Source organism: Nonomuraea aridisoli (assembly GCF_003236395.1).
In the GTDB taxonomy this organism is placed as follows: Bacteria; Actinomycetota; Actinomycetes; order Streptosporangiales; family Streptosporangiaceae; genus Nonomuraea; species Nonomuraea aridisoli.
Genome location: NZ_POUD01000576.1, coordinates 1 through 1194 on the forward strand (window position 1 = coordinate 1; position 1194 = coordinate 1194).

Here is a 1194-nt window from a genome sequence, read left to right on the forward strand (position 1 = left end):
CGACCCCCCGGCCGGCGCCTCCGCCCGGCCCGAGGGCCCGGTAGCCGTTCGGCGGCGGGTGCTCGGCGACGTCGGGCAAGGGCTCCGGTACGTTCGGCGAGCCGCGGCGACCCGGGGCCTGCTGGTCGCCAACAGCGTGTACCTGCTGGCCAACGCGGCGCTCACCGCCCTGCTCGTCCCGTTCGGCGTGACCCAGCTGGGCGGCAGCGTCCAGGTCGGCTATCTGCTCTCTGCGCTCGGGCTGGGCTTTCTCGCCGGCGCGCCCCTCAGCCGCCGGCTCGCCGACCGCGGCGCCGCCCGAACGACTGTCGCCGCCGGTCAGGCGCTGGTCGCCGGCGCGTTCGCGCTGCTGTTCAACAGCACCGAGCTCCCCGTCGCGCTGGCCGCCGCGTTCCTGCTGGGGCTACCGGCGGTGACCGTGCTGGTCTCCGTGCACACCTGGGTGCAGCGGACGACCCCGGAGGGCCTGCTCGGCCGGGTCAGCGCGGCGTTCCTGACCCTGGAGGCCGCCGCCACGATGCTCGGCGCCCTCGCGGGCCCCGCCCTGAGCGAGGCGTCCGGAATGCCGGTGGCACTCAACGCCGCCTGCGCGGTCGCCCTGCTGTCCGCCCCGCTCACCCTCTGGCTCGTCCCCAGTGCTCATAGGCCCCGCTCCGCGCGGCCGGCTCCATGACCCCAATGCCGCCGCCTCCCCCACTCCGGTCGTCGTCACGCCCCTCCAGGCGACGGCGGCTCCCTCGCGGTGCCTGACTGTGTCAGATTCAGCTGTAAAGATGTGAAGAATGTCTTCGCAAAGTTCTCGCCAGCGAAGGAAAATATTGAGATCGTGAACCACGACGCTGCGCCCCCCAGCCCAAGGAGTGGTTCATGCGCAGATTATTGGCGATCTCCCTCGTCGCCGCGTTGCCGTTGAGCACCGTGACGGCGGCCCACGCCCAGGCACCCGACGACCGCCAGCAGGCCTTCGCGGCGGCCGCGGAGGAGTTCCAGGTGCCCGAGAGCGTGCTGCTCGGCGTCTCCTACCTCGCCTCACGCTGGGACGACCACGCCGGTCAGCCGTCCAGCGACGCGGGATTCGGCCCGATGCACCTGACCGACGCCGCCGCGTTCACCGGCTCCAACCACCACCACGAGGGCGCGGAGGACGCCCGCGGCGACGAGAGCCGGCCCCTGCCCGTCGCCCCGCCGCCGGCC

1 protein-coding gene and 1 pseudogene are annotated in these 1194 nt (G+C 73.5%); both read left to right on the forward strand.

Annotated features, from left to right (window positions below; translation table 11 throughout):
* Window positions 1–673 (forward strand): MFS transporter (locus C1J01_RS48155; protein WP_146616051.1); only part of this gene is annotated, 673 nt, incomplete at its 5' end.
* A gap of 194 nt (window positions 674–867) precedes the next feature.
* A pseudogene (locus tag C1J01_RS48160) lies at window positions 868–1194 on the forward strand (N-acetylmuramoyl-L-alanine amidase); the annotation flags it as partial.